At 68.8% G+C, this 24,227-nt stretch carries 12 protein-coding genes and 1 tRNA gene; 8 read left to right on the top strand and 5 right to left on the bottom strand.

All coding sequences use genetic code 11. The features are described 5' to 3' along the window. Nucleotides 1-6: 6 nt before the first annotated feature. Nucleotides 7-990: a T3SS effector HopA1 family protein gene (locus AB0B61_RS11850; RefSeq protein ID WP_358431070.1), complete on the bottom strand. Its 984-nt coding sequence runs from the start codon at nucleotides 988-990 to the stop codon at nucleotides 7-9. 9 nt (nucleotides 991-999) lie between these two features. Continuing rightward, nucleotides 1,000-13,992 (bottom strand): hemopexin repeat-containing protein, encoded by a 12,993-nt coding sequence (locus tag AB0B61_RS11845; RefSeq protein ID WP_358431069.1) that lies wholly within the window; start codon nucleotides 13,990-13,992, stop codon nucleotides 1,000-1,002. Between the two features lie 131 nt (nucleotides 13,993-14,123). On the opposite strand from AB0B61_RS11845, the gene AB0B61_RS11840 reads away from it, so the two are divergent. The 4 genes from AB0B61_RS11840 (at nucleotide 14,124) to AB0B61_RS11825 (ending at nucleotide 17,853) form a co-directional block, all read left to right on the top strand. Beyond that, entirely contained in the window at nucleotides 14,124-15,113 is a 990-nt protein-coding gene (locus tag AB0B61_RS11840) for an LLM class flavin-dependent oxidoreductase (protein ID WP_358431067.1), read from the top strand. Nucleotides 15,114-15,342: 229 nt separating this feature from the next. Further along, entirely contained in the window at nucleotides 15,343-16,269 is a 927-nt protein-coding gene (locus AB0B61_RS11835) for an ATP-binding cassette domain-containing protein (protein WP_358431065.1), read from the top strand. After that, on the top strand, nucleotides 16,266-17,060 hold the full coding sequence (locus AB0B61_RS11830) for an ABC-2 family transporter protein (protein WP_358431063.1): 795 nt from the start codon (nucleotides 16,266-16,268) through the stop codon (nucleotides 17,058-17,060). Before AB0B61_RS11835 ends, AB0B61_RS11830 begins: the two co-directional genes overlap by 4 nt. Continuing rightward, nucleotides 17,053-17,853, top strand: a complete 801-nt coding sequence (locus tag AB0B61_RS11825) for an ABC-2 family transporter protein (protein WP_358431060.1) — start codon at nucleotides 17,053-17,055, stop codon at nucleotides 17,851-17,853. The genes AB0B61_RS11830 and AB0B61_RS11825 overlap by 8 nt, the downstream gene beginning before the upstream one ends. Nucleotides 17,854-17,866: 13 nt before the next feature. Here the strand turns inward: AB0B61_RS11825 and AB0B61_RS11820 are convergent, their stop codons facing one another. After that, on the bottom strand, nucleotides 17,867-18,646 hold the full coding sequence (locus AB0B61_RS11820) for a DeoR/GlpR family DNA-binding transcription regulator (protein WP_358431058.1): 780 nt from the start codon (nucleotides 18,644-18,646) through the stop codon (nucleotides 17,867-17,869). A 428-nt stretch (nucleotides 18,647-19,074) separates the two neighbouring features. Between AB0B61_RS11820 and AB0B61_RS11815 the strand changes: the two genes are divergently transcribed. Both AB0B61_RS11815 and AB0B61_RS11810 read left to right on the top strand, forming a co-directional pair. Then, on the top strand, nucleotides 19,075-20,064 hold the full coding sequence (locus tag AB0B61_RS11815) for a tagatose 1,6-diphosphate aldolase (protein ID WP_358431055.1): 990 nt from the start codon (nucleotides 19,075-19,077) through the stop codon (nucleotides 20,062-20,064). Nucleotides 20,065-20,088: 24 nt separating this feature from the next. Beyond that, complete coding sequence (locus AB0B61_RS11810) at nucleotides 20,089-21,126, top strand: class I mannose-6-phosphate isomerase (RefSeq protein WP_358431052.1); 1,038 nt, start codon at nucleotides 20,089-20,091, stop codon at nucleotides 21,124-21,126. Between the two features lie 81 nt (nucleotides 21,127-21,207). Here the strand turns inward: AB0B61_RS11810 and AB0B61_RS11805 are convergent, their stop codons facing one another. Further along, on the bottom strand, nucleotides 21,208-22,773 hold the full coding sequence (locus tag AB0B61_RS11805; protein ID WP_358431050.1) for a hypothetical protein: 1,566 nt from the start codon (nucleotides 22,771-22,773) through the stop codon (nucleotides 21,208-21,210). Between AB0B61_RS11805 and AB0B61_RS11800 the strand changes: the two genes are divergently transcribed. Together AB0B61_RS11800 and AB0B61_RS11795 are read left to right on the top strand one after the other, a co-directional pair. Continuing rightward, the gene (locus tag AB0B61_RS11800; RefSeq protein ID WP_358431048.1) at nucleotides 22,757-23,128 is read left to right on the top strand and encodes a hypothetical protein; all 372 of its coding nucleotides are present in this window, start codon (nucleotides 22,757-22,759) and stop codon (nucleotides 23,126-23,128) included. The two genes, AB0B61_RS11805 and AB0B61_RS11800, sit on opposite strands and share 17 nt — an antisense overlap. A 186-nt stretch (nucleotides 23,129-23,314) precedes the next feature. Then, nucleotides 23,315-23,899 (top strand): TetR family transcriptional regulator, encoded by a 585-nt coding sequence (locus AB0B61_RS11795; protein ID WP_358431046.1) that lies wholly within the window; start codon nucleotides 23,315-23,317, stop codon nucleotides 23,897-23,899. Between the two features lie 92 nt (nucleotides 23,900-23,991). Here AB0B61_RS11795 and AB0B61_RS11790 read toward each other — a convergent pair. Further along, a tRNA-OTHER gene (locus AB0B61_RS11790) sits at nucleotides 23,992-24,128 on the bottom strand. Nucleotides 24,129-24,227 lie beyond the last annotated feature (99 nt).

Here is a 24,227-nt window from a genome sequence, read left to right as displayed (position 1 = left end):
CCGGCGTCAGGGCGTCTTGGCGAGGTGGGTGTGCGGCGCGGCCGGGTTCACGCCCTTGGCCGTGAAGGCCGCGTTCACCAGGTCGATGAAGTCGTCCGCGCTGCCCACCTTGTCGTTGTGTTCTATGACGTCCGCGATGATGTCGCGGCGGTTGCTGGTGAAGCTGCCTGCCTGCTTGTTCAGGAAGTACTTCGGCTCCTCCGCGAAGGCGACCCCCGGTGTGCGCGTCTTGTAGAAGGGGGCGAACGCGTCGTCCAGTTCGTCGGGCCGCACCGCCCGGTTGATGGTGTCGGCGATGCGGTCTCCGACCAGGTCCGACCCGTTCACGTCCGCGTCGGAGGTCATGTAGTAAATGACGAGCTTGTCGTACTTCACCTTCTTCTTCGCGGCCGCCGTCCCCGACAGGTAGATCTTGAACTTCCTGAAGTACGGCGAGACGTCGTCGTCCTTGAAGAGCGGCGTCAGGGCATTGGCCACCTTGAGCCCGGCTTCCTGCGTCTTCACGTTGACGATGATGCGCCGCGCCCGGTTCTCCAGCGCTCTGGGTTTGTAGGCCTTGTTGCTGACGTGGAAATAGTCGCCTGCCGCCAGCGCCTCATCCAGGGGCTTCGCGTTCTGGCTGGACACCCTGTAGTCGGGGTTGTCGGCGGCGAAGTCGTGGAACTCGGCGTCCGTGACCGCGTGCTCCAGGTAGCCGGTCTCGCCTTTGCCCATGAAGGAGTAGATGCGCTTGCGCCGGTTGGCCATCGGGGTACGGACCCCGTTGAGGTAGTACCTCTGGTAGGCGTTCTCCAGGAAGGCCCGGTCCGACGGCGGGTTCACCGGCGCCTTGGGCGGCGTGGCGGGTGGCGACAGGTCGACCAGCGAGTCCGACCGCTTGGGCTTGGTCAGCACGACCGTGCCGGCCAACCCCTTCGCGGTGTCGGCCGGCCCGGACTTACGCGTCTTCTTCCTGGTGGTGGCCTTCTTGAGCTTGCTCCACAGCGACATGTCCGCCCCCTACTGAACGCTCGCCCGGTACGTGAGCACCAGGCCGAGGTTGGTGAGAGCCGCCTTGTCACCCTCCAGGACCAGCACCCACGGGTTCCCGCCGACGCTGAGACCGGGGGTGCGCAGGAGCTTGCCGTCGTTGAGCGCGAGCCTCTTGTCGCCGTTGAGCAGGAAGCGCACCGAACCGCGCCCGGCCAGCTCGTACCTGGGGTAGACGCCGGTGATCTGCCGCCCGCTCATGGCGGAGAACAGCTCCGGCGTGAACGGCAGGACGAGCTGGTCGTCCTCGCCCTCCTGGAATTGGGCCCACTCGTCGGGGAACTCGCTCGCCACGTCGAAGTAGCGGGCCGAGGCATACGGCTTGAGCATGCCCTTGACCGCGCTGGCGAAGGCCTCCCCGCCCTGGTCCGCGTCGTACTTGACGGTGACGACCACGTCGCTCAGGCCGGCCGGAGCCGGGCCCGAGAGCTGCAGCCGCCACCGCGAGACCGCCCCCGTGCCCTCGAACGGCAGGTAACGGTCGTCGTCCAGGCGCAGCTCGAACAGCCCGTTGTTCTCCTTGTACTCCTCGATGTCCGACAGCGCGATCTGCTGGCCGGAGCGCCATTCCGGGCGCAGCGTGTCGGGCGGCGCGCCCTTCGGGTCGAGCAGGAACTTGACCGCCTTCGGGTCGGCCGCCAGGACGGTCTTGCTGTCGAGCTGCGTCAGCGTCGCGTAGACGCCGAGCGGCCCGTCCGCGCCCAGGAAGGAGACCGACAGCGTCCGGATCCGGCGCCGGAAGTGCCCGGGGAAGTCCCGGTCGAACAGCGCCTCGGTCAGCGCGAACTCGCAGCGCCCCTCGCCGCGCAGGGCCAGCAGGGCGAGCGGGTCCAGGCCCAGCAGCGAGACCTTCTTGGTGATCTCCATCCCGCGGCTGTCGGTGTCGACGTACGCCTTGCCCAGCCGTTCCAGGTCGAAGCCGAGGCTGTCGCCGGCGAGCAGGCCGTTGCGCCGGCTCTCCCAGTACATCGGCTGGATGTAGCTGTCGCCGTTGGAGTCGCCCCGCTCGAACCGGTAGGCCCGCTCGGCGGACCGCGCCATCTCGTAGGCCAGGTTGTAGGTCTGGAAGTACAGCCCGGACATCCGCCCGGCCATCCAGTGGTAGAGCTCGGAGCCCGCGAACTTGTCCTTCATGAACGCGGCCACCGCCTCCAGGTTGGCGATGTCCTGCGTGACGACGGCGAGCTCGCGCTGGGCGATCGTCAGCTGGTGCTGGGCGCTGGTCAGCTGGTGGCCGAGCTGGGTCACGTCGCTCTTGGCCATGTTGAGCTGGAGATCCCAGTCCTGCGCCGTGCGCTGCTGCTCCGACCGCACGCCGATCAGCTCGCCGAGCGTGCTGTAGCCCTCGGCCAGCGTGGAGGAGACGTCGGCCACCTTGTCGAGGGCGTTTCCGATCTGCTCGCCGCCGAAGCCCGTGCCGAAGATGAACGGGCCGAGCAGTGCCTGCGGCACGCCCAGGGCGATCGAGGCGGCGATCTTCAGGCCGCCCGCGACGAAGTGCGCGTCCGAGCCGCTCTTCATCCGGGTCAGCTGCTCGACCTGGAGCGGGGAGAGCCCGTCGGCGATGAGCTTCTCGTAGTGCTGGACCCGCGCCGTCGCCCCGTCCCGGCTCGCCTCCAGCTCGGCCAGGTTCTCCTCGGCGACCTTGATCTGCGCCTCCTTGATGCCGCGCGTCAAGGCGAGGATCGTGCCCTCCTGCCGGTTCTGCAGCAGGGCGAGCTCCTCCACGTCGCGCCGCTCCAGCACGTTGAGCAGGTCGTTGCCGAACTGCCGGACCTTGTCGGCGAGGTCCTGGGCCTTCCTGAACACGAAGGCGAACCGGTAGTGCGGGACCGGCGCCGCCATCCCCTGCGTGATCCGGTCCAGCGAGGCTCCGGAGGCGGCGCCGCGGACCAGCGACATGACATCGGCCGGCGGCTCGAACAGCGGCAGCGGCCGGCTGATGCCCATGATGTCGAGCGACTGCCGGATCTTCCGCAGCCGGTCCTCGACGCGGGTCCAGTACTCGAAGAAGACGCTGTTCTCGGGCACGTAGAAGTACGGGCTCGCGACGCTCTTGTGCACCTCCCCGGGCCCCTCCAGCAGGGCTCCCCCGGCGGTCAGCGCCTTCAGCTCGTCGTCCAGCTCGTCCAGCTCCGCCAGCGGGAGGTGACGCAGGTCCTCGTAGGTCAGCGCGGCCGACAGCGGGCGCGGGCCGAGGACGTCCGGCCGCTCCCCCAGCAGGTCGTAGGCGAAGATGTAGAGCATCCTGGCCTCGTCGACGCTCTCCGCCGTGTACTGGCGGAAGAGCAGGTCACCCCAGTCGAGCAGGTTGTCGATGTAGGCCATCACCACGGCCCGGCGGTAGGCGGACGGGCGCAGCTCCGCGATCGCGTGCGGGTCGAACGGATCGTCCATGTACGCCGTGATCAGCTTCCCGCGGTCGCCCATGAGGTCGTACTGCCGCCGGAGCCAGCCGATCATGGCGACCCGCTCCCGCAGGCCGGACGCCCCCGGCAGGGCCTTCAGCGTCTTCTCGATGTCCTTCAGCCAGGTGCCCGCCAGGCCGGCCAGGAAGTCCTTGTCCTCCTGTGAGAGCTCGCCGACCTGCTCGAACACCGGGGCCAGCCCCTCCAGCCGGGCGAGGATCGGTTCGAGTGAGGTCGCGACGGCTGAACCGTCGTGGCCCAGCCCGGCCAGGTCGGCGCGGCAACTGCCGACCAGCGCCCGCAGGTCGACCGCCAGGAACGGCAGGAACCGCCAGTACCTCACCCGCTCCGTCGGGTCGAAGACGTACTCGTACCAGATCCGCGCGTCCTCGAAGCGCTGGGCGTTGTTCAGCGCCTGCGCGATGAGCAGCGGGGCGTGGAAGAAGATCTCCCAGTAGTAGATGCCGTTGGCGCTCTGGAAGTCCAGGTGCGAGCTGGACGGCGTCCCGGCCACCTGCGGCCGTACCTTGATCGTGGTCGCGTCGGAGTCCTCGAAGCTGAAGGCGGGCAGCTCGTCCGTCTCCTGCGTCTCGGGGGCCAGCAGTGCCGCCACGCCGCCGGTCAGCAGTTCCTTGTTCAGCCGGTAGGCCGTGCTGGACGTCAGCCGGACGATCTCGTGCGGCAGCCCGGCGAACTCGTAGGGCCGCTGGGCCGTCGGCTCCGACTCGTAGACGACGTAGTCGGCGCCGAGGAACAGGTAGAGCTTGGCGCCGTCGAGCGCGCCGGTGAACGTGGTCTGGAAGTCCGCGGGCAGGCCGCCCCAGTTGCCGGGAACCGGCCGGTAGGCCAGCTGTCCCGTCGGCTCCTGCCCCGCCTCCAGCAGCGCGTACTCGCTCGTGCCGAGCACGTAGCGCTGCCTGTTGCGCTGGATCACGGCCTTGACCTGGCTCTTCAGCTTCTTGGGGTAACCGTCGTCGATGTAGTCGGGGACGGTTCCGTCCTTGGGGAGCGTGTAGCGGACCAGCTCCAGGCCGCTGGTCAGGTAGAGCTTGTCGCCGTCCACGTACGCGGCGTCGACGGCCTCGGTCGTGCCGATGGCCGTGGGTATGCGGCCCAGCTCCCTGGTCGGGGAGGTCCGGCCGCCCGGGGCGAGGTAGGTGCCCGCCGTGTTGTCGAAGAAGTAGGGGCCGTCGTCGTAGGAGAACGCCGCGTCTACAGGACCGCTCTGGGGCAGGCCCTCGGTGTTCTCGCTCAACGGCTGCGGGCCGTCGTCGGGCGTCTTGCCGCTGAAGCGGATGTAGGTGTCACCCGCGAAGAAGTAGACGCGGTCGCGGTGAGCGAAGGCCGAGTCCGCCACGAAGTCCTTGGGCAGCTCCCAGCGAGAGCTGATCGGCTTCAGTTCGGTCGGGTTCGTGGAGTCGACATACCGCTTCGCCGCGAAGGAGAAGAAGTACTCCGTGCCGTCGAGCGTGAACGCGGCATCCACCTTGGTCCAATGCGGCAGATTGTCGGGGTTGGTGTTGAGCGGCTTCGGGTATCCGGTGTCGGGCGCCCCGAACGGTGGGCCCGAATAGCGGTAGTACTCGGCGCCGGAGAAGACGTAGATGTGTCCGCCTCGCACCAGCACGGCGTCGACGACACCGGACCTGAGCAGGCCGGTGCCGATGATCCCCCACCGGTCCTTGATGGAGGCCAGCTTCTCGGTGCCGAGCTTGAAGCGCTTGCCCGCGTTGTCGAAGAAGCATCGCCGGCCATCGGGCAGCTCGAACGCGGCGTCGATCCGCTGCCATTTCGGCAGCTTGTCCGGGTTGTCGCCCAGCGGGAGCAGCGGTTCCTCCCCGCTCGGCGCGGTCACCGGCCGGCACAGGAAGCTGCCGCCCTTGTGGTCGACGCTCAGCCACGGCCGGTCCAGGGTCCCGGCCGGCATGTTGAACCGGACGGCCCCGGGCTCGTCCACGGGGCTGGTGTCGGGCTCGGCGAAGATCTTGTCCAGCCGTACGGCGCGCGGGGGCTCCGCCACGCCTTCCGCCTTGACCGCGTACAGCTCGGGCGTGAGCGCGAACGCCGACCGGACCCCGACGGCGTCGGAGCAGGTGACGATGATCGAGTCGTGCAGGCCGTCCGGCCCGCCGGGGACGGTCCTCGACGCCTGCACATAGAGCCGGACGCCGGTGATCTGCTTCTCCTGGGCGTCGTCGGCGGCCAGCAGTTGCGCGGCACCCCATTCCCCGTTCAGGTTGAGGAAGGAGTAGTAGATCTTGACGCGGTACTTCGGCGGTGGTGTCTTGACGTTCTGGGTGTCGCCGGTTCTCGTGGCGTCGATGGTCGTGTCGGACGTGACCACGACCGGGACCGTCTCCGTGACCGTCCAGAACACGAACACGCGGCCGAAGGCGTGCACGGGGTAGACCCGCTCGGCGTCGATCTGGACGTCCACCTTGAGCCACGGCTCCCAGGTGGCGGAGAGGTTCACGCCGTCCCTGAACTCCGCGCCCCGGTAGTAGTAGCGGGCCGGCGCCGTCCGCGTCCGGCCGAACAGGACCAGGCGCCGGGTGCCCTCATCGGCCCCGTCCTCGGGGTAGACGTAGCCGCCGGCGATCGCCAGCCTGGAGACCTCCGTGTACTCGTCCAGATACCTCTTGTAGACCCGTTGTACGGTCTCCGGTGTGATCTCGCCCTGCAGCAGGTCGCTCTCCAGCGCCTCGAACGCGGGCGTCTTGTCGGAGCGCAGCTCGGGGCGCAGGTAGTTCTCGGGATAGAGGAAGACCTTCCTGTTGGCCTCCCAGAGCCGGTAGTTCTTCAGCCACCCCCACCAGGTCTTCAGCCGCCGCCTGATCTCCTCCTCGTCCCGGCCCGGCGGGAGCGTGACCTCCTCCAGGTCGAGGAGGTAGCGGTGCACGAAGAGCTGGGTGGCCGCGATGGCCTCCCTGACGCGCGAGGTCCGGCCGGCGCCGCCCATGTCCGCGTCGATCAGGAACTTCTCGTACAGGTCGCGGGTGGTCCTGAAGCCGTCCAGCCGGATGATCGCCGACGGGGCGAGGGCGTCGCGCTTGAGCAGGTTCAGCTCGTCGTGGATCTGGCCCGACAGGGTGACCCAGTCCGCCGGGCTGACCGTCCGTTCGAGCAGGCCGGACAGAGCGGTGTTGGCGGCCTCGGGAGCCGGGGTCGCGCCGAAGACGCGGGACCAGACATCGGTGTAGATCGTGGACGGTCCCGCGTCGAACGTGTCGGCGACCGCGAACACGTCCACCAGCTTGAGCACGAACTCGATCTCGAAGCGGTCCTCCTCCGGCGTGCCGGCCGTCAGCAGGGCGGCGTTGCGCTTGGCCCAGCGCAGCTCGTCGGCGTCCCAGCCGAACAGGTCCGCCAGGTACCGGTACGGATCCTCGACGGCCGCCGGTCCGTTCAGCAGGAACGCGGCCAGGCCGTCGGGACGCGACCGGGCCAGTTCGACGAACCTGACGATGGTGTGCAGATCGCTCAGCCGGTAGTCGGCGCTGTCCGACCAGCGGTGCTTGATCGGCTGCGGGAAGGTCCGGTCCACGGCGTCGTAAGCACCCGAATAGCGGACGTACTCGTCATCCCTGAGCAGGTACGTCCGGCCCTCGAAGACGAAGGCGCCGTCCGGCCCCGCCTCCTCGAAGGCGGCGGGCAGGTCGCCCCAGTCGTCCTTGACGGTCCGGGGATAGCCGGCGGCGACGTATTCGAGGTCGTTGGGCTGGTATCGGATGTACTGCCCGTGCTTGAAGGCGTACAGCTCGCCGGTCGGCGCGGCGAAGGCGGCCTCGATGCCCGGCCCGTCGGCGAACGCGTTGCGCACCTTGCCCCACAGGCTGTTGACCGCCTGGTCCGGCTCGGCCCGGTCGGCACGCAGGTATCGGGTGCCCTTGAACAGGTACGTCCCGCCGTCGAGCCCCCGGAAGGCCGCGTCGAGCCCGTCGGCGAACGCGTCGGGCAGGTTCGGGAGGTCCAGGTCCCAGCTGAGCGAGCCGTCGATCGTCCGGGGGTAGCCGTCGTCGACAGTGTCGTATTCGGTGCCGGAATAGCGGACGTACTGGTCGCCGGAGAACAGGAACGTGTGCGGGCCCCTGACCAGGGCCGCGTCGACCTTCTGCCGCTCCACGAGCGTGTTGCGCACGCCGCCGAGCAGCCCGAGGTCGTAGTCGGCCTCGGCCGTCACGGACACGACGTGGCAGGCGCCGCCCACGAAGAGGTACAGGTTGCGCCGGTTGGCGAGCACCGCGTCCAGCGGCCGGTCCGTCACCGCGTCCTCGAACGCCTCGGGCAGGCCGGCGAACGCCTCCTCCTGGCGTAGGTTGCCGATGATCTTCTTCGGGTAGCCGGGGTCCACGTAGCGGTACTCGGCACCGGTGTAGCGGACGTACTGGTCGCCGGAGAACAGGAAGGTGGTCTCGCCTCGGTACACGCAGGCGGCGTCGACCGTGGTGAAGGGGTGGAGCGCGCGGCCCCACCGCTCGCGGATCGGGGCGAGCGGGGAGAAGGCGCGGTCGGCGTAGCGGGCGTAGCTCTCCCGGAAGAAGAAGTACGTCGCGCCGTCGGCCGCGCTGAACGCGGTCCTGAGGGCGTCGCCCGGCTCCAGGCCGCTGCCGAAGTCCCGCCAGATCCGCTCGGTCGGCCGAGGGTAGGACCACCGCCCGGTCGCCTCATCGAACTGGACGCACCGCTCGCCGAACAGCAGGAGCATGGTGCCGCCCTCGAACAGCACCGCGTCCGGTACCACGTCGCTCTCGTCGCCGGGGACCTCCCAGAAGCCGGCGTCCGTGACCATGGGGTAGCCGTCGTCGGGCCGCCGGTAGTCCTCCCCCGAATAGACGAGGTAGCGCAGCATGCCGTCGTCGTCCGGGTGCTCGAACACGTAGGTCCTGCCGTCGCGCACGTAGGCGAGCGCCACGCCGGTCAGCCCGGCCCAGTGGTCGGCGATGGGCAGCGGGTCCCCGTCGATCGTGTCGCTGGTGCCGGTGTAGGTGACGAACTGATCGCCGCTGAACAGGTAGGTCTTCCCGTCCAGCCCGGTGAACGCGGCGTCCACCGCGTTGTCCTGATAAATCGTGTTACGGGGTCGGCCCCACTCCTCGGTGAGCGGGTACGCCCGGTTCAGCCGGGTGTTGAAGCAGTTCGGCCCCTTGAACAGGTACGTGGTGCCGTCGGCGCCCTCCAGGACGGCGTCCAGGCCGGTCCTGAACTCCTCCGGCACCGGGCGCAGCGTCCGCGGCCGGACCGGCGTCGTCGTGACGGTCGTCCCCTCGATCGCGGACAGCCGTCGCCAGCCGTCCGGTCCCTCGACCAGCACCGCGCCGTCCTCGACGAAGGCACAGCTCACCGGCGCGAGATCGGCGTAACTCCGGTACAGCTCGCTGGAGACGACGTGGCACCGCGCCCCCCTGAACAGGTAGACGTTGCGCCGATCGGCGAAGGCCGCGTCCACGCCGTCGAGCGTGACGCTCAGGTTGCCCAGCCGCGGCTCCCGGGACAGCTCCGCGAGCGCGCGCGGGTAACCCTCCTGCACGGTCGTGTAGTCGTGACCTTCGTAGCGCACGTACTGGTTGCCGGAGAACAGGTACGTGTACGTACGCGTCACCTCGACGCCCTCGACCAGCTCCGTCGCGTCCATGACCAGCGTGGCGTCGACCCGCCCGGTCCTGGCCAGGTTACTGATCACGTTGCCCCAGTACGCCGGGACACTCGCGGGATAGCGGTCGTCGATCCGGGTGTAGTCGCGGGTGGAGTAGCGGGCGTACTGGTCGCCCGAGAACACGTACGTCCGGCCGTCCTTGCCGATGAAGGCGGCGTCCACCCTGGTGAAGGGGATGCTGTCCCAGTGCTCGCGCAGCGTGCGGGGCTCGGACCACCAGCGGTGCCGGTGGTCGAACACCACGAAACGATCACCGGAGAACAGGTACGTCTGGCCGTCCCCGGCGCTGAAGACCGCGTCGATCGTGGTGAAGGCGGGGTCGTCCGCCAGCGCGGCGGGCAGGTTCCACCAGTTGTCGGCGACCGGCTTGGGGTAGCCGACGTCCGGCGTGGTGTAGTCCCTGGTCGAGTAGCGGACGTAGAAGTGGCCCGCGTCGGCCTGCACCCGGATCCGCTTGGCCTCGCGGACGAGCGTGACGTCGATCCGCTGCTCGGTGACGACGTGCCAGTCCGTGGCCGTACCGCTGACGCGTACTCCTTCCGCGAAGGTCAGGCCGTGCTCCATGAACCGCCGCCGCAGCGCGGGCGACAGGCGGCCGGCGTTCAGCTCGTTCTCCTGCTCCAGCGGCACGTCGAAGAGCTCGCCGCCCTCGCCGAACAGGTACGTCTTGCCGTCCATGACGAACGAGGCGCCCACCTCGCGCAGCCCGCCCCAGTCGGCGGCGATCGCGCGCGGGTAGCCGAGGTCCACGACGGAGTAGTCGGCGCCGGAGTATCTGAGGTATCTCCCGCCGCTGAACAGGTAGGTCTTCCCGTCCAGCCCGGTGAACGCGGCGTCGACCGTACCGCTGGGCAGCACGGGAGCCTGCACCCCCCAGCGCTCGGCCGTCGGGACGGCGGCGCCGTCGCCCTTGGCCGTCCGGCCGTCCTTGAACAGGTGGACGGCCCCGTCCCAGTCGGCGAAGGCCGCCTCGACGCCCGACTCGAACTGCCCGGGGATGCCCGGATAGTCCGACTCGATGCGCCGTGGGTAGCCGTCGTCCACGCGGAGGCCGTCGTTCTCGATGCTGCCGGAGTAGCGGATCACCTGGTTGCCGGCGAAGAGGTGGACGCCGGTCGCGTCGGCGTAGGCCGCGCCCACGCGTTCGGCGCCGTCGAAGACGTTGCGGACCCGGCCCCACCTGTCGGTGATCGCCTCCTCCGTACCCCCTACCGCGAGGTAACGCTGCCCGGTGAAGAGGTGGATCCCGCCGTCGCGGTCCTGGAAGGAGGCGTCGACCGACTTCTTGAACGCCTTGGGCAGCGGCGTGTCGTGGCCCTCCCCCTCCCACCATTCGTCGATGCCGCGCGGGTAGCCCTCGTCGACCACACCGTATTCGGGGGTGGTGTAGCGGATGTACTGATCGCCGGAGAAGAGGTAGGTCTTGCCGTCCTCGTCCACGAACGCGCTGTCGATCCGCTGGGGGTCGTCGAAGTTGTTCCTGACCTTCCCCCAGACCTGCTCCTTCGCCGCCCAGCGAGTGCCGCCGCGCTCCTTGACGAAGACGTGTGAGCCGCCGTCGCCGCCGTGGCCGATGATCCACTCGGTGCCGTCGGGGTGCGCGAACGCGGCGTCCACGCCGGTCAGCCCGGTGAACCGGGCCGACAGCTCGATGAGCTGTTTCGGCCGCGGGTCGGCCAGCGCGTACGTGGCCTTCGCGTAAGTCCAGTAGCCGCCCTCGCCGAACAGGTAGATGTTGCCGTCGGAGCTGTCCAGCACGGCGTCGAACCGGTCGAGTCCCGGCGGCAGCGCCAGCGGCTCGGGGTACTTGCCGACCAGGTCCTGGTCCTGGAAGGACACGGCGACCTCGGTGGGGTCCAGGCCGAGCTTGGCCGCGAGCAGCGCGAAGCGCCGGATCCGCCGGTAGGCCTGCCGGAAGTGCGGATCCGGCGGCACGACCGTGACCTCGCCGCTCTCCTCGGCCGCGATGAGGGCCGGCGCGGCCAGCACGTCGAGCGCCTCCTGGACGCCGCCGATCACCGCGACGCAGATCGCCTCGACGGTCGCCGCGGGCACGCCGAACGCGTCGGCGAGCACCGACCACAGCGCCGCCTGCTGCTGCTCGGCCCGCCGCTCCAGCGTGTCGGTGACCTCGTCGACCGCCGCGGCGAGCTCCTTGGCCACGGGGTGCAGCAGGAAGAACAGCTCCTTGGCGTAGTCCTCCACGCCGGGCACCGTGAAGTCGAGCGCGTTGGTCGCGGCGCGGAAGTAGTCGAGCCGGTCCTCGGGCACGGCCAGCGCCTCGTCGAGATGCCCGGCCGCGACGAGCACGCTCACCAGATCGGCCCGCTCCCCGTCGTCGAAGCCGAGGTCGGTGACCGCCTGGAGGTCGAGGCGGTACGGCTGCTCGTCCTTCAGGATCTCCGCGATCCGGCCGGCGACGATCACCTGCTCGGCGGGCACGAACCCGTCCCCCAGGTCCACCTCACCGCTCTCGTCGAGCACCCGGCCCTCTTGGAGGTAGGTGCCTTCGAGGGCGTCGATCACCCGCTGGGCGATCGCGTCGTCGGCGACGTCCACGAAGTCGTCGGGCGTGAAGGCGTACGTCTCCTTCTGGAAGGCCGCGATCTGCTCCTTCATCGCGTCGAGGACGGCCCGCCGGCGCGGATAGAACTCCAGCGCCAGCCCGAAGTCGTCCAGCCGCAGCCCGGCCAGCGCCGCCTTGTCGAGATAGACGCCGTCCTCGTCGAGGTAGCCGTTGAAGCGCAGGCTGGCCAGCAGTGCCGCCTCGTCCACCCGCAGCTCGGTGAAGATCTCGGGGTCGAGCGTGAGCCGTTCCTGCCTGAACCGGTCGACCCGGTCGAGCAGCTCGGCCAGTACGCCCGGCGCGACGTCGTCGAGGTCCGCGTTGACCATGAACCGCCCGGCGTTCGCCTCGTCCGCGAAGAAGCCGGGGTCGGTGACGTCGCCCTCGCTGTCGAGGTAGCCGTTGAAGACGAGGTTGTCGTACAGCTCGGCCTGCTGCTCCTCCGTCAGGTTGCCGAGGGAGGCCAGGTCGGAGGGGAAGAAGGAAGCGGTGCCGTTGCCGAGGCTGTTGATCAGCTTGAACAGCGGCTCGGCGAACGAGCTGTAGTCTCTCGCCGGCCGCAGCTCCGCCACCGTCTTCGGCAGCCCGTCGGCGACGAGCGCGCCGTCACTCTGGAGGCGGCCCGCGAAGACCAGGTTGGCGAAGATCTTCGCCGTCAGCCGCTCGTCCAGCCCCAGGCCGACGAAGTCCTCCTTGACGATCAGCCCGAGGTCGGTGACGGCGTCGTAGGCGGCCTGCCGCGCCTTGGTCCGGTCGAGGCGGAGCAGGCGTTCGTCCCGGGCGGAGACCACGCCGTCGTCGTAGGCGGTCAGGACGTCGTGGAGCACGTGGGACGCCCGTTCGCCGAACCGGCGCGACACGAACAGCTCGGGGGTCATCACGGCCGACTCGAACCGCCGGTTGATCCCGTCGAGCACGGTCACCTGGTCGTCGTCGGCCGGCGTCCCCCCGCCGAGGATGTCGGCCAGGTCCTGCGCGCTGAACCCGCCGTCCTGCATCCAGCGCCCGACGGCGAGCAGCGTCTGCGCCAGCCACAGGCTCGACGCCACGTCCGAGCCCTCGAGGATCCGGTAGCAGTCGCGGGTCCGCGGCTCCGTACCGCCGAGGATCGGGAACGTCGTGTACCGCTGCAGCGACGGATCGCTCTCCAGCACCTCCAGCAGGTCGAACAGCTCACCGACGGACAAGCCGAGCGCCGCGACGAGCCGCCCGGCCCGTTGCAGCAGCGCGATCGCGGACAGCCCGATCTCCCCCCGGTCGAACGGGCTCGGCTCCAGCGCGTTGTACCTGTCGCGGTAGCGCGTCACGATGTCGACGATGTCGTTCTCGGCCGTCTCGATGGAACGTGCCAAACGGCGACGGTACTCCTTGTTGTGTGTTGCCAGGATGTCCCCGGACACGTCGGGCAGATCCTCGAGCTCGGCCGGTTCGATCGGCACGGCCAGGCCGCACACCCCGTCGACGGTCAGCTCGTAGCCCTTCTGGAGGAACACGACCACGGCGATGGTGCGCAGCGCGGCCAGGTCCAGCTGGTTCTCGCAGCAGGTGGTGAGCACCCGATCGAGGTCGGTCATGCTCAGGCCGGTCTTGCGGGCCAGCCGGACGAACCTGTTGACCCGCTCGAACCACGCGAACCCGGCACCGACCAGTCGCCGGCTGTCTATGGCGGTAGAGGTGTCATTTCCCCCATTGACGAAGAACGTGGACGGCGGCCGCTGCGGATCCTCGCTCTGATAGACCAGCTCGCGTACCTCGACCGTGGTCAGCCCGGTCGCCCGCCTGAACCGCTCGACGTCCTCCAGCGCGCTGAGCGGCTCCTCCGCGCCGAGCCCGTAGTCGGCTCTGAGCTGGTCTTCCGAGGTGACCGGGACGGTCACGACCTGGACGTCCTCGGCCGAGAGCGCGAGAGACAGCCGCGCGACCACGTCGGGATCCACGTCGGGGGCGAAGAGCCGGTAGAACTCCTCGGGCGCGACCTTGAGCCGGCGCAGGTACATCGTGAGCTGCTCGGCCAGCAGGGAGAACGGCATCCCGAACGGGTGGCGGGCCGTTCGCAGCGTCTCGTACGGCTCGCTCCCGACGACCGTCTCCAGCACCTCGTTGACGATGTCGAGGTAGGGCGACTCGGTGAACGTGTGCTCGGCGTCGAGCAGGATCTTGGCCAGATCGGGCCGTCGAGCCAGCAGGTCCGGATCCCGGAAAACGCCTTCCAGGAGCCTGAGGAGGTCTACGAGATAGGCGGCCGGTGAGTAGACCGACCGGGCCTCGTCGCCCTCCCAGAAGTCGAGTTCGCCGAAGAGCTGCTCATAGCTGGGTAATGCGTCATCCCTGCGCAATGTGATCCCCCCTGTTGGATCCCCGTGTGTGCCGACTCATGTTCGCCTAGCTACGGGGGGAGGAATACTGGCCGTCGAGGTAACTGTTCGGTCGCCGAAATAACCCCGGCTCGTCGGGGGTTGCACCTTTCATGGCTTTCCCGCTCTCCATCCTTGACCTTGCACACATCGGAGACGGAGAGACGGCGGGTGACAGCTTCCGCGCCAGCGTGACCATGGCCCAGCGCGCGGAGGAGTGGGGCTACCAGCGGATCTGGTACGCGGAGCACCACAACATGCCCTCCATCGCCTCTTCCGCGACCAGCGTCCTCATAGCCCACGTAGCCTCACAGACCACGACAATTCGCCTCGGGGCCGGCGGCATCATGCTGCCCAACCACGCCCCGCTGACCATCGCCGAACAGTTCGGCACGCTCGAAACCCTGCATCCCGGACGCATCGACCTGGGCCTCGGCCGGGCGCCGGGCAGCGACCAGCAGACCATGCGCGCCCTGCGCCGCAACCCGGCCTCCGCCGACGACTTCCCGCAGGACGTACTGGAGCTCCAGGGCTACCTGACCGGCGAATCCCGCATCCCGGGCATCGACGCGACCCCCGGCAAGGGCACTGACGTGCCGCTCTACATCCTCGGCTCGTCCCTGTTCGGCGCCAAGCTCGCCGCCATGCTCGGCCTCCCGTACGCCTTCGCCTCCCACTTCGCCCCCACCGCGCTGGAGGACGCCGTCGCGCTCTACCGGCGCGAGTTCCAGCCGTCCAGGCAGCTGGCGGAGCCGTACGTCATCGCCGGTGTCAACGTCATCGCGGCGGACACCACGGAAGAGGCGGAGGCGCAGTTCCTGAACGCCAAGCGCAGCCGGGTGACCCGGTTCCTCGGCCGGGGCCAGACGTTCACCCCGGAGGAGGCCGACGTCATCCTCGCCTCACCGGCCGGACAGCAGCTCCTGCAGATGGCCAAGTACTCCGGCGTCGGAACCGCCGCCGAGGTGCGGGACTACCTGGACCGCTTCGCCAAGCAGGCCCAGGCCGACGAGCTGATCGTCGTCTCCATGGCCCCCGACCGGAAGGCCTGGCTGCGCTCCCTCGAATTGCTGGCCCCGGTCACGGGAATGTCTGGCGGCTGACTTCGGTTACATGACTCGTGGCCGGTGTGCCCAGTGTCCCCGGGCCTCACCTATTGCCTTCGCGGAATACCGTTCGGCTGGAGCCGCGTTGCGCCTTTCGCCGAGAGGCGACACGCACACCGGTACGCACTCGTAAGGCCGAGGCCCCGCCAGACCACTGGCGGGGCCTCAGCTGTTTCCCGGCCGGAAACTAGTTGCCACGCCACATCCTTCGCTGAAGGATGTCTTCATGATCAAGGTCGAGTCACTGACGAAGGCCTTCCGCCGGCCTCGAACCTTCTCCGGCCCCCTGGGCGCCCTGCGCACCCTCGTCACCCGCCAGTACGACGAGCGGATCGCCGTCGACGACGTCAGCTTCGAGATCCCCGAAGGCGAGGTCGTCGGCTACCTCGGCCCCAACGGCGCCGGCAAATCCACCACCGTGAAAATGCTGACGGGCATCCTCACCCCCACCAGCGGCCTGGTCGAGGTGGCCGGGCGGGTGCCGTGGCGGGACAGGAAGGCCAACGCCAGGTCCGTCGGCGTGGTCTTCGGCCAGCGCAGCCAGCTCTGGTGGGACTTACCGCTGATCGAGTCGTTACGCCTGGTCGGCGACCTGTACGACGTACCCGCCGACCGTTTCACCACCGCGCTGCGCCGCATGCGCGACCTGCTCGGCCTCGACGACTTCCTGGACACCCCCGTCCGGCAGCTCAGCCTCGGCCAGCGGATGCGCGGCGACCTGGCGGCCGCGATGCTCTACGACCCGCCCATCCTGTACCTGGACGAACCGACCGTCGGCCTCGATGTCCTGGCCAAGCAGGCGGTACGCGAGTTCATCTCCGACACCAACCAGTCCGGGCGCACCACGGTCGTCCTGACCACCCACGACCTGGCCGACGTCGAGGCGCTGTGCAAGCGCATCATCCTGATCGACAAGGGCCGGGTGCTCTATGACGGCGGCATCGACGCGCTCGTCACCGCCTACGCCCCGCCCCGGCGGCTGGCGATCCACCTGGCCGACGGCCAGACCCGCACCTTCGACATCGCCGGCGGCGCCTCCGTCCCCGAGCTGATCGGCCAGGTCGCCGCCGAACAGACCATCCGCGACCTGTCCATCCAGGAGCCCGACCTGGAGGGCGTGATCAAGCAGCTGTACATCGAGAGCACGCGATGATCCGCCCCCTGATCGGCCCTTTGATCGGCATGGCCCGCATCGGTCTGCGCTTCCAGCTCGCCTACCGCAGCAGCGTGATCATGACCGTGCTGACGCTGATCGCGCAGGTCTTCCTGCTGCGCATGGTCTGGACCTCGGTGTACGGCGCGCAGCAGCAGGCCCAGGGCATGACGCTCCCGCAGCTCCTGGCCTACCTGAGCCTGGCCAACCTCCAGGCGTTCGCCACCACGCCGGTCGTCCCGCACATCGCCCTGTTCAGGATCCGTACCGGCATGGTGTTCTTCGACCTGTCCCGCCCGACCGGCTACCTGCCGCAACTGGCCGCCTTCCAGGCCGGGCACACCGCCGGCGGCCTTCTCCTGCTGGCCCCCGCCATCCCGGTGGTCCTGCTGGTCGGCTCGATCACCCCCACCGGCCAGCCGCTCGCCTACGCCGGGACACTGCTGCTCGGCTACGCCATCTCGGTGCAGCTGTCACTGCTCATCTGCCTGATCGGCTTCTGGACGCTGGAGACCAGCGCGATCGCGCTGCTGTACCGGCTGACCAGCCAGTTCTTCGCCGGGACCCTGGTCCCGCTGTCGTTCTTCCCCGGCGCGCTGGGCACTCTGGCCGATGCGCTGCCGTTCAAGTACCTGGGCTACGTGCCCGCGGCCGTCTACGTGGGTCACCTGTCGGGCGCGTCGGTCCGGCAGGCACTGGCCGCCGAGGCCTTGTGGGTCGCCGGCCTCACGGTCCTGCTGTGGGCGGTATGGCAGCGGGCGCATCGCAGGGTGGTGATCAACGGTGGCTGAACTCGCCCGCACCCTGCGCCTGTACTGGCGACTCCAGCGCGCCACCATGCGCGGCGCCCTGCAGTATCGGCTCAACGCGCTGATCGGCATCGCCACCGGAGCGGTCTACCAGGGCAGCGGCTTCGCCTTCGTCTGGGTCGTCATGCACACCTTCGCCTCCATGGCCGGCTGGACCCTACAGGAGATCGCGTTCCTGTACGGCCTGCGCCTGACCGCCCACGCGCTCTGCATGCTGCCGCTGAGCAGCCTCATCTTCATGGAGTGGCTGGTCCGGGAGGGCGAACTGGACCGTGTCCTGCTCCGCCCGCTCAACCCCCTCCTCCAGATCATGACCAAACGCATGGGCATCGGCCAGGTGGGCGACCTGCTGACCGGCCTCGTCCTGCTGTTCGTGGCGGCCCCCGCCTGGAGCCCGCCCATGGCCGCCCTCTGCCTGCTGGCCGTCGTGGGCGGCGCGCTGGTGGAAGCCTCGGTCCACCTGTCGCTGGCGTCCCTGTCGATGCGCATGCTGGACACCGGCGCGCTGCGCGTGTTCCTGGATGACGTGTTCAGCAAGTTCGGCTCGTACCCGATGAGCGTGTTCGGCGGGGTCACGCAGTGGTTGCTGACGTTCGTGCTGCCGGTCGCGTTCGTGGCGTACGTACCGGCGAGCGTCCTGCTGGGCAAGGCGGCGTCGCTGAACGTCCCCGCCTTCGTGGCGTACGGCAGCCCGCTCCTGGGGCTCGCCCTGTTCACCCTCGCCTACCGCTTCTGGTGCCACCAGCTCCGGCACTACCAGAGCGTGGGCAGCTAGGACGTCGGGGGCCTCATCCCACGGTGACCAGCTCCACCTCGGCGTCCTTCAATGCCACGGCGAGGTCCTCGGGCGGCGGCGCGTCGGTGACCAGGACCGATACCCGGTCGAGGCCGCAGATGTGCACGAAAGCGCTCCTGCCGAACTTCGACGAGTCGGCCACGACGACGACCCGCGTGCCCGCGTCGATCATCTGGCGCATCATCTGGGCCTCTTGCAGGTTGCTGGTGGACAGCCCGCCATCGGCCGAGATGCCGCCGACGCCGATCACCGCGGTGTCGGCGCTGATGCCCTGGGTGTCGGCGAACGTCACCGGCCCAATGGTGACATTTGACGAGATGCGGCAGCTGCCGCCGATGACATAGAGGTCGCGCACGGCGTCCTGCGGGATCTCGGGGGGCAGGCGCAGATTGTTCGTCACCACCGTGAGGTCACGCTTGCCGGCCAGCGCCCGGACCACCGCGAGCGTGGTCGTGCCGCCGTTGACGATCAGGGTCTCGCCGTTGGAGATGAGCTGCGCCGCGGCGATGCCGATGGCCTGCTTGGCCTGGTGGTGCACGGCCGCGCGACTGTCAAAGGGGATGTCGGCCGTGGCCAGTTCGTCCGTGCGCATCGCGCCACCGTGGGTGCGGGCGATCAGCCGCCGCTCCGCGAGGTGGTCGAGGTCTCGGCGGACGGTGTCCATGGACACGGCGAAACGTTCCGCCAGCTCGGCGACCGTGGCGTGACCGCGTTCGCGGACGTGCCGCACGAGTTCGGCGCGACGCTTCGCGGGCAATGCCGTGTCCTGCATGATTCACTCCTGCGATGCGGCTAGTTGCGGCTAGTTTCAGGTTTCTGCGATTTCTTGCGATCTAGCCATTGACCCATTCGCAATAACAAGCATACTGTGGCAGATGTAGGCAAGCCTGCCCAGCGAATACGGCAGGAACCCGCAATCTTGTCATCCCCCGGACCACTGCGTTCAGACTCCTGCGTCTTAGGAGAAGCGATGACAGCCAGCAGGCCTCGGCCCTTCAGACGGCGCGCCGCTGCTGGCCTGCTGCGGTTCCCTGTCCGGCGGGCCGACGCCGTACCTGGCCCATCCGGGCCCAACACGATCGGGCTCGACGACATATTCGTCGCCGGCGTGCTGCTCTCCGACTGCCCGCACGATGAGCGGGCGAGCCGGAGCAGGCCACCGCTTGAGCCCTACGTTCAAGTAGCACCTGGAGACACCCAGTGAACTCGATCATCGATCCTGGCAAGATCCGTGGCCTGCAGCGCGTCACCAGTGCCGATGGCTACTTCCTCATCTGCGCCCTCGACCACCTGTCCGACTTCGCCGAACTGCTCGCGCCCGATCCGGCGAGCGTCACCTTCGCCGATGTCGTCGCCGCGAAGGACGCGGTGGTCCGCGCCGTGGCCCCGTCGATCTCGGCCGTGCTGCTCGACCCGTTGTACGCCCTCGGCCACCTCGTGGCCTCCGGCGCGGTGCCCGGCACCGTCGGGCTGATGTCGAGCATCGAGGACGAGGACTACCGGCACGCGGACGGACCGCGCCGTACCCGGCTGCGCGCGGACTGGAGCGCCACCCGGATCAAGATGGCCGGCGCCGACATGTGCAAGTTGCTGTGGTTCTACCGCCCCGACGGCGGTCGAGTCGTCGCCGAGCAGCAGCGGCAGCTCGTGGCCGGCCTCGTCGCCGAATGCGCCGAGCTCAGCCTGCCCCTGGTGGTCGAGCCGATCTGGTACCCGCTGCCGGGCGAGGACCCGACCACCGCCGAGTGGAAGGCCGAGCGGGTGCGCGGCATCATCGCCTCCGCCGCGGCCGCCGAAAAGCTCGGCGTCGACATGCTCAAGGTGGAGTTCCCCGGTTACGTCGACACGGAAGAAGGACGTGAGCAGGCGGCAGCCGCCTGCGCGGAGCTCGACTCGATGGTGAGCGTACCGTGGGTGATCCTGTCCGCCGGGGTGGAATATGCCGACTTCAAGACGCAGGTCGAGATCGCCTGCCAGGCCGGCGCCGCCGGCTACCTCGCCGGCCGGTCGATCTGGCGCGACGCCGTGTCCACCCACGACCCCGCCGCCCGCGCGGAAGCCACCGCGGCGGCCAGGGCGCGACTCGAGGAGCTCAACGAGGTGACGCGGCGGTATGGGCGCCCCTTCACCCCGGCCCGGCCGCTCGACGTAGTGGTGAAGGAACTACCCAGCGAATGGTACCGATCATGAAACGCCTGACCCCGGAGCACCTGCATGCCCAGCTTCCTCCTGCCCGCGAACACTCCACGCTCGTTCTACCGGGGTGCCGGGCGCATCGGCCGGTTCCGCGGAATACCGTCCGCCGATGATCTCTACTATCCGGAGGATTGGGTCGCCTCGACCACCAGCCGGCACGGGGCGGCGCCCGCGGGACTGACCACGCTGCCCGACGGCCGGTCACTCGCCGAGGCGATCGCCGGCGATCCCCTGTGGTGGCTGGGCGAACAACACGTCGCGGAACACGGCGCCGACCCCGCGATCCTGGTGAAGCTGCTGGACGCGGGGGAACGGCTACCGCTGCACGTGCACCCCGATCGGCGATTCGCCGCCGACCACCTGGCCTCGCCGTACGGGAAGACCGAGGCCTGGGTGATCGTCTCGGCCGAACCGGAGGCGGCGGTGCATCTCGGCTTCACCAGGGACGTCGAGCCGGGCGAACTGGCCCGCTGGGTCGCGGACCAGCGAATCGATCAGATGCTCGACGCCACGAACCGCGTGCCGGTGCGGCCCGGCGACGCCATCGTGTGCCCCGCGGGTCTGCCGCACGCCATCGGGGCCGGGATCCTCATGGTGGAGGTACAGGAGCCGACCGACTTCTCGGTGCTGCTCGAATGGGAGGGCTTCGCCGTCGACGGCCCGGCCGTCGGACACCTGGGCCTCGGCTACGACCAGGCACTCGGCTGCGTCGACCGGAGCGGCTGGGGCGCGGAACGGCTGAACGAGCTACGCCGCGCCCGCCCATCGGCTGACGCCCGGCCCGGGGTTCGCCGCCTCTTCGCCGAGTTCGCCGATGAGTTCTTCGCCGCCGAGAGGCTGCGTCCCGATCCCGTCAGCGTGCTGGAGCCGGCGTACTCGATCATCGCGGTCACCGACGGCGCCGGGCTCGTCACGAGCGAACATGCCCCGCCGGTCCCGGTCAAGGCCGGAGACACGCTGCTCCTCCCGTACGCGGCCGGATGGTGCACGCTGCGCGGCGCCGCGGCGGTGCGCTGCAAACCAGCCCAGAAGTCCACTGAAGGCTTGCCGGATTGAGACGTCCTCCAGCGGTGGCGCAGAGGACAGCCCCGCCGGGTCAGGCGGGGCGCCTCGGATCAGGAAGGTCGCGCGGTCACATCAGTCGCAGTAGAAGTCCTTGGTCTTGCTGTAAGACCAGCCCGGTGTGCTGAACAAACCTCTCTTCTGGATCTGGAGCCAGAGCGCCGTCCGGTACCAGACTCGGTATCTTGGCTGGTAGTGGCAGTTCTTGTAGGTCGCCACGACCTGCCCCTTGCACTTGGTCCACTTCCCACCGTTGTGCGCGACGACGTGCCACTGGTGATCACCGATCAGGTTCCAGGCCTCGAGGTCGACCCCGGCATGGCACCTGTCAGGAGGACCCGCGCTCCCTCCGCAGGACTTCTTCTTTCCTTTGGCGTGGATGTCGCGAGAGGTCTTCGTGAGAATGAACGGCCTGGAGGCCGAATAGACGCACCATGAAGTCCACGGGACTTTCGTGGCTGCCGACGCGTTCGAGGGCGAGGCGTCGTCGATACCCGTGGAGACAGTGGGAGACTCCAGGTCGGCGGATACGTCGTCGGGGTCGGAGTCATCAGTCGGCACCGCGGTCGGCATGTCGGGAACGGTGTCAGGGCTCCCGCCCGTCGGGTCCCCGGCCGGGGCCGGGGCGCCGTCGATGGGTGTCCCGTCCGACACGAAGTACCCACTGACCGCGACCTGGACGTGCACAGCGCCGGAACTGTGGTTCGTCAAGGTGATCTTCTGGTCGCCGCTGGTGACCACGGTGTCCGACCCGCTGGCATTTCCCGGGCCGGCGGGGAAGGAGACGCTCGGCAGATTCGGGTCGCTGCTGTCCGCGGGATACACCGACAGCCAGCCGGCCTGCTGCGCGTCGCGTGTGGTGACGGTGAGCGCCGCGGCGGAGACCGAGTCAGGCGTCGCGGCGAGTTGCGAGGAGTTGAAGGTCAAGGACTGGCCGGCGGGGATCGCGGTCGTGTTGGCGGTGTCGACGATCGCCTGGGGCGGGATCTCCGTGTAGTTCAGGCCGTCCGGGCCATCCCCCTCAGCGGTGAAATAGCCGCGGATGGTGATCGAGGCGTTGATCGGACTGCTGCCGTGGTTGGTGAACGCCAGGAACCCGCTCGCGTTCAGCGAGACGATCTGGGAGCTGGTGGTCTGCCCGCTCGCGGCCGTGTAGTCGAGGGCGCTGACGTTGGGGTCCAGCGACAGAACCGGATAGATGGACACCCAACCGCCCGCGGTCTGGTCCTGCACGGTGATGTTCAGGGCGACCGCGGTGGCTCCACTGGCGGGAACGCCCGCGTGACCGTTGACACCGAAGGCGGCTGAGCTGTTCGCGCCCAGCTTGTTTCCCGGCAAGCCCCAGTTGTCGCCGCGAATGGTGTCGTAGAGGTAATGGTCCGCGGGCACGGGGCTGTACGTACTCCCCGGCACCGAGCCGTTGTCCGCCAGATAAAAGCCACTGGTGGAGACTGTGGCGTCGACGGCGCCGGCGCTGGCATTGGTGACCGTCACCTTTCCTTGCGCGTTCACCTCGATCATGCCGGTGTTGGAGGCGCTCTGACCGGCCTTGAAGCTCAGCGCGCTCACCGAAGGCGTCTGACCCGCCGCTCCCACCTTTAACGAACCGTTCTGCGCGGGATTGATGGCTTCGATGGTCATGAAGGCCCCAGAGACACCGGTCGAGGGGATTCCCGTACGCCCGGTGACCTGGAAAGTCACCGATCCGTTGGCGGGAATCTTCGCCTTCGTCGCGCCGGTTCCGGTCCGGGTGTCCAGCAAAGCGGTGAAAGCCATGGGAACGAAGTGGCCCGCGGTCGCGGTGTCCGCGCGCGCCTCCCCGTTACCGGATATGGGCGGCGCCATGAACCCGAATGTCGCAGAGACGAAAGCGACGACGACCATGATGATCGAGCGTCCCTTTCTTGGCGTGTACCCGCGGGCCGCTCCGCTAGCTGATAATCGTGTGCTCATTGATGATTTCCTCCTCCGCTCGGTCCCCCGACCATACGAATGAGGCCAATGGAAAGCGTCAAACCTGCGTATTACTTGAAGCGTCCAGACGCCGTACTCCCTACCGGGCGACCTACAACTTCCGTGGTATACGAACGGGGACCTACGCGCGGACTCAGGACAGGTCAGACATGTCGAGCACGAACCGGTAGCGGACGTCGTTGCGCTGAAGGCGGCGACCCGCAGTCGCATGCTCGACGTAGCGACCCAGGAGTTCGCCGAGTACGGGATCGCCGGGGCGCGCATCGAACGGATCGTGGCCGCCGCCCGCACCAACAAGGCGCAGCTGTACGCCTACTTCGGCAGCAAGGAAGGGCTGTTCGACGCCATCTTCGCCGACTCGCTGGAGCGGATCGTGAACGTCGTCCCGATCGACGCCACCGACCTCGCGGACTGGGCCGTACGCCTCTACGACGAATACCTCCGCCGCCCCGACCTCATCCGGCTGGCCACCTGGGCCCGTCTGGAACGACGTCCCGCCGGCCACCTCGTCGACGACGCGGACCGTCTCGAGGACCACAAGCTGCGCGCCATCGCCGAGGCGCAGGCCGCGGGCATCGTTCGGCCGGGTGATCCGTTCGACGTGATGGCCCTGGTCATCGCGATGTCCATGGCGTGGTCGCCGGTCAGCAACGTCTACGCCGCGACGGCCGAGGAGCCGCCGGAGCTGCACGAGCAGCGCCGCACCCTGCTCCGCGAGAGCGTCCAGCGCGCCGTGACGACCGTGCCCTTGAATGGCAGCGGCCCCCCGGACTACCCAAGCCGGGGGGCCTGATGTGTGCCGCCACATGTGGCGCCAGCGGCGTTTAAGAGAACGGATCAGTCCTGACGACGTGCGCTCTGCCATTGAGCCACCGGGGCACGAAGAGCCCCGAGCCGGATTCGAACCGGCATCTCAACAATCACAGTCCATCCTCGGTTGATCTGGCGCTCGACGGCGATACTGAGGCTAGAGCGAGAATCTGAGTTTGATCGGCCGCCTCTACCATTTGGGCTACCGAGGCGCGTACCCCGGGGAGGACTCGAACCTCCACTTGAGCCGTTCGTCAGCTTCAGCTTGAGCTTCAGCTTTGCGCTTACGCGCACCCCGCGCTCAACGGGGA

The sequence above is a fragment of the Nonomuraea sp. NPDC049158 genome, assembly GCF_040648335.1.
Lineage (GTDB): Bacteria > Actinomycetota > Actinomycetes > Streptosporangiales > Streptosporangiaceae > Nonomuraea.
The sequence above is the reverse complement of the archived record's forward strand: the minus strand, read 5'-3'. Positions and strand labels throughout refer to the sequence as shown.